Annotated in this window: 4 protein-coding genes and 1 tRNA gene; 4 read left to right on the top strand and 1 reads right to left on the bottom strand. The window is 34.0% G+C overall.

Annotation, left to right across the window (positions count from 1 at the left end):
- Positions 1–326 precede the first annotated feature (326 nt).
- Positions 327–403, bottom strand: a tRNA-Met gene (locus tag OZD70_RS01130).
- Positions 404–471: 68 nt separating this feature from the next.
- Between OZD70_RS01130 and OZD70_RS01135 the strand changes: the two genes are divergently transcribed.
- The 4 genes from OZD70_RS01135 to OZD70_RS01150 form a co-directional block, all read left to right on the top strand.
- Complete coding sequence (locus OZD70_RS01135; RefSeq protein ID WP_275020314.1) at positions 472–2,607, top strand: ComEC/Rec2 family competence protein; 2,136 nt, start codon at positions 472–474, stop codon at positions 2,605–2,607.
- 61 nt (positions 2,608–2,668) lie between these two features.
- The gene (locus OZD70_RS01140; RefSeq protein ID WP_275020316.1) at positions 2,669–4,063 is read left to right on the top strand and encodes a site-specific integrase; all 1,395 of its coding nucleotides are present in this window, start codon (positions 2,669–2,671) and stop codon (positions 4,061–4,063) included.
- Complete coding sequence (locus OZD70_RS01145) at positions 4,057–4,287, top strand: hypothetical protein (RefSeq protein ID WP_275020106.1); 231 nt, start codon at positions 4,057–4,059, stop codon at positions 4,285–4,287. The genes OZD70_RS01140 and OZD70_RS01145 overlap by 7 nt, the downstream gene beginning before the upstream one ends.
- A 14-nt stretch (positions 4,288–4,301) precedes the next feature.
- Positions 4,302–5,149: IS110 family RNA-guided transposase (locus tag OZD70_RS01150; RefSeq protein ID WP_275020111.1), on the top strand; the 848-nt coding region annotated here is incomplete at its 3' end.

Below are 5,149 nucleotides of genomic sequence, written 5' to 3' on the forward strand. Positions count from 1 at the left end.
CAAAAGAAACCCCGTGTTAGCTAGTTGTCACTCTCTAATCCTGCAAATTGGCGTACTATACTGTCTTAAACGACTTATAAGCGCGTTTCAGCTTGTGTAGGTAAAAACCTAGAAATATTGTGAAGACATAAGGTGCACATAGTGCAAAAAATTAAAAATAAGACGCCAACTACGTTGTTTTCTTGCTGTTTAATCTGCACAGATGAAGATAATTGAACACCTTCACTATCATGATAAGGGGGCTGGCGAGGCTTGTCAAGTAAGTTTTTTCGTTTAATCCGTTTCCATGAACCACCTGAAACCACAATATTCGTACAGTTGGAAAATGGTTGCGGGAGTAGGATTTGAACCTACGACCTTCAGGTTATGAGCCTGACGAGCTACCGAGCTGCTCCATCCCGCGTCGTTGTTTATTTAGTTATTATATATACAATAATAGAAAATAAAAGAATAAAATTGCGTCACAGTCACATGTCGGTATGTTTACTAACTTTCTTTGACATAATAGTTAGTTATATACGTCATAACCTACGTAATGAAAAATATAACTTGATACTATGGTTTCCTGTGTGTCAGTGTGTAGGGATTTTAACCTATTTTTCCCTAAGTTTTGAACCAGGCTGCATTTTCACTATATCTATTTTTCTTTTGCTTTCATCCATACTAATTCTGATTGCAATATTATACAGAAAGTACGCAATATTATGCATTGCTTTAATTGCAGTGCTCATAGGGTTTACAGCCAGTAAATTAAGAACAGCTTTAGTAGACACTCAAATTCTTGATAAAGAGAGATATGTAAAAAATATCGTTGCCATAGTGAAGGACATTAATGACAGGGGCTCATACAAACAATTTCTGCTTTCTGTCTCTACTATCTCAAAATCCTTTCCTGTCATTCCAGCACTTGATACTGGGATCCAGAAAAAAAAGATATGGATTTCAGCGTTACGCGCTGGAATGATACCGTATAGAGCTCTGGATAACATCAGAATATCAGTTAGAACCAAAGTGGAAAAAGGCATTAAAATAGGCGATCAAGTAAAATTATCAGCAAAACTCTTCCCTCTAAAGATTGCGCCCTCGGAGTATGCATATGATTTTGCAAGAATAGCATATTATCAGAAAATAAGTGCAACAGGTTTTGCAACAAGCAAAATAGCTTTGCACAAAAAGGCTGAAGCAAGGAAATTTCGAGAATATATAGAATCTTTCCGTCAATACATTTATGAAAACCTGCAGCAAAATATTAAAAAACCACATGCAGACATAATTTCTGCATTACTAATCGGCAAAAAGGACGGAATAGACCAAAAAACTATGGATGCGATAAGAGATTCAGGTATAGCACATTTGTTTGCCATATCTGGTTTGCATTTATCATTCGTTGCTGGTCTGTTTTTTGTAGTGTTTCGTAATTTATTCGCAATATCTGAAACTTTGACTCTTAAGTATAATACCAAGAAAATATCTGCATTCCTTGCTATCTTGCCAACCACGTTTTATTTGTTGATTACCGGTATGCAAATTTCTGCTCAGCGTGCCTACATAATGGTGATTTTAGTACTCGTTGCAATAATGATAGAGAGAAAATATCGAGGGTTAATAGCAATTGCGTTTGCTGCTGCAGTGATACTCTCAGTAGAACCAGAAGCAATTTTAAAGCCAGGCTTTCAGATGTCATTTTCTGCGGTTTTGGCACTGGTTGCCAGTTATCAAATTAATGCTAATAAATTATTCAAAATAAAAATAATGAAATATTTTGTATCGATAATGATCAGCTCAGTAATAGCAAGTTTAGCAACTGTTCCGTACACGATATACAATTTTAATTATTTTTCAATTAGTGGTATTATCACAAATTTAGTTGCTATACCAATAGTTACATTAATTATTATTCCACTTGGAATAATTTATGTCTTATTGATTCCTTTAGGTATTGAATGGATTATAGCGCCATTTATAGAGCGCCCAATTGACAGTATTTTGTATATAACAAATGCTATTGCTAGTCTTCAGTATTTGGTTATTCCCATTCGTACTTTTCCTGCCTCATCAATTATTATAATAACACTTGGTTTATTGTGGCTGTGCTTGTGGGAAAGAAATTGGCGTTTTTTGGGAATTTTCTTTATTGTACTAGGTATTTGCTTTAGCACTGCATATAAAACCCTCGACATCCTAATAAATGCTGATAATGTTGCTGCAAAGGAGAGTGATAACTTACTATATTCTCTCACTAGAAAAAGCAGGAACTTTGTTGTCAAAACATGGGCGAAACAAAATGGGCAGAACCAAATTTTGAATCATACAAAATATAGCAATCCAGATAAAAGACTAAAGTGCAACGATTATGGCTGTATATATAATAAAGGAACTAATAAATCAGTACTGCTTGCTTATAAAAAAGAAGATATTTCAGAAAATTGTGATAAAGTTGATTTAATGATTCAATTAAGTGAATTCGACTATTCAGTTTGTAATACTAAAACTATCAAATATGCCGATTTAGAAACGTATGGCACACATTCTATTTGGTTAACAAATCATGAAATAAAGATTAACAAAGTGCGCTCCAATAGGCCTTGGCACATGTTAAAAAATTAAGAAACTTGATTTTAAGGTTTGGTTAATGTATACCTAAATAAATTAAAACTAGAAAAATGTTATGGTTACAGACACTAAAGATCCTTTCAAAGACTATTTTGATTTTTTAGGATTTAGAAAACTTTCTGACCAGCCCAGTAGAATTTTGAGCTCTATAAGAAAGTATTCTGGTACTATATCGATAGCAAGTACCATTGCTACTCTTATAGCATTTACTACCTTTTCTATTCAGCCTGTTATAGTAAGTATTGCTGGATTTGCGTTCATGCCAGCACCTCTTGCCTTTATTCCTCTTGCAGTTCTCTTATTTACTGCTGTTATAAACTTTATAAATACACAAAAAATAAAAGAGAGTGAGATAGATAAAAAAGTAGGAAACTGTCAAGTTGATGAACAGTACAGCCAGATTGTTCAAGAAGCCGAAAAAATTGAAATTGTAACAAATTTAGATCGTAAGAGGAAAAAGCTTGCAATAGTTTTACCAATTTCTAAGACGCAGAGAGAAATACTAGAAGATATAAAAGCAGAAAATAGAAATAGGATTTTCTTGTTTACTGGATCATATGTATTTGGCAGTAACCTTAAAAAAGCTTGCGATTTACTTGATAATAGTCTTTTAAAGCCTGCAAATGTTAATATTAAAGAAACGCTTAATGATATAAGAGGTGATTTAAAAGTTTTACTCAATAATTTAGAAGAGATTATAGAGCAAGATGTAGATAAAGTGAAAAAGAACGCTAATACAGAGATAACTACGTGCTTGAAAGGTATTAGTAAAAGTATAGGTGAGTCATTGAAAGAGATACGTACTGAATTGAAAGAAAAACTTAACCAACTTCAGCCTTCAGGAATAGGAAATTATCTTGTTAAACTTGTGCCAACTACAAGCAACAGACAAGCTGTTGATACTGGAGATTCTCATGATCAAAATCACTCTTTGGAAAGTGAGGAGGAGGAGTTCTTTGATTGTTTTGCGCTTACTGAGGAAAATAAAAAAGAAATAATTCAAGAAGTACGTAAAATAATAAATGACGTGGTACAGAATAAGCTTGAGCCGATACAAGAACAGCTTGCAACGTTGCAAGCAAACGGCAGTCCTGATAGCGCTTTAGGATCTGAAGATGTAGATAATATTGACCAGTTTCCATTAACATTAGAAGATGCAGTAAAAGCACGACGTAAAACAGTAAGAAATTTGGAACTAGAAGAAGAAAACAATAGGCTGATAAAAAAAGAGCAGAAGTTAACACAAAGAAAACCTGAACAAGAAAAAACAGATGAATGGAAAGAAAAAATCAACGGCAAAGCAAGTGAATTTCTCTTTTATCTGTTAGAATTTATCAAGTTGAAAATCAACGATGATGCAGGAGAAGAGCTAAGTGAAGTGACATTAAGAAATTTTGATAATAAGATAATAATTCATTTAAGAGCATCGAACAAGGAAAAATCTTGTTAAACCTGAAAGAAACTATTTTATCCAGTGCTATAACAATTTTTAAATATAATTTATTAAGAAGTATTTTTGCAGTTATAACCGGAACGCTCAATGGTGCTAGAGTGCCCGTTTGGGAGCATGGTTTTGGAGGAACGGTTAAACCACTGATGGAGTCTATTACAACTACCTCGATTAGAAGATTGTATAATCTAACCGTCCCAAGCTTAAATACTTCTTCATTATAAGTTATAGGAGGTCAATTACAATGACAAAAAGTAAATTAGAGGTAATGAATCCTGATGCAGCAGGGATAGATGTTGGTTCGGCTGTACATTATGTATGTATACCCGAGAGAAGAGATGAGCAACGTGTTCAAAAATTTGGCTGCTTCACTGAAGACCTTCATAATTTAGCAAGGTGGTTAAAAAAGTGTAAAGTTACAACCGTAGCGATGGAATCAACTGGTGTATATTGGATTCCTTTGTTTCAAATACTGGAATCTTACGGTTTTGAAGTTAAGTTGGTAAATGCGCGACATGTAAAAAATGTACCTGGGAGAAAGTCAGATGTTCAGGACTGTCAGTGGTTACAACAACTACATAGTTATGGATTACTCCAAGGGTCATTTAGGCCAGATAGCCAGATGTGTGTATTGCGTAGTTACGTGCGACAACGTAAGAACCTCACTGAAAGTGCATCTACACATGTTCTGCGTATGCAGAAGGCATTAATTCAAATGAATATACAACTGCATAGAGTTATAAGAGATATAACAGAAGTAACTGGTATGAAAATTATCAAGGCTATAATTAAAGGCGAAAGAGATTCTGGGAAATTGGCTCAATTCAGGGATGCACGAATAAAAAATGATCAGTCTACTATAGCAAAAGCGTTAGCTGGCGATTATAGAGAGGAACATGTATTCACGCTAAAGCAAGAATTTGAACTATATAATATTTATCAAGAAAAAATAGCAGAATGTGATAGAAATATTGAGGTCTATTACAAAACGTTTGAAACAAAATCTAACGAAAGTAAACAGTTGAGTAAGGAAAAGAATAAGCACAGAAAAAGTAAGCCTGACTTTGCTTTGCACGAGGAACTGCA

The sequence above is a fragment of the Wolbachia endosymbiont of Drosophila tsacasi genome (genome assembly GCF_028982115.1).
Lineage (GTDB): Bacteria > Pseudomonadota > Alphaproteobacteria > Rickettsiales > Anaplasmataceae > Wolbachia > Wolbachia pipientis_B.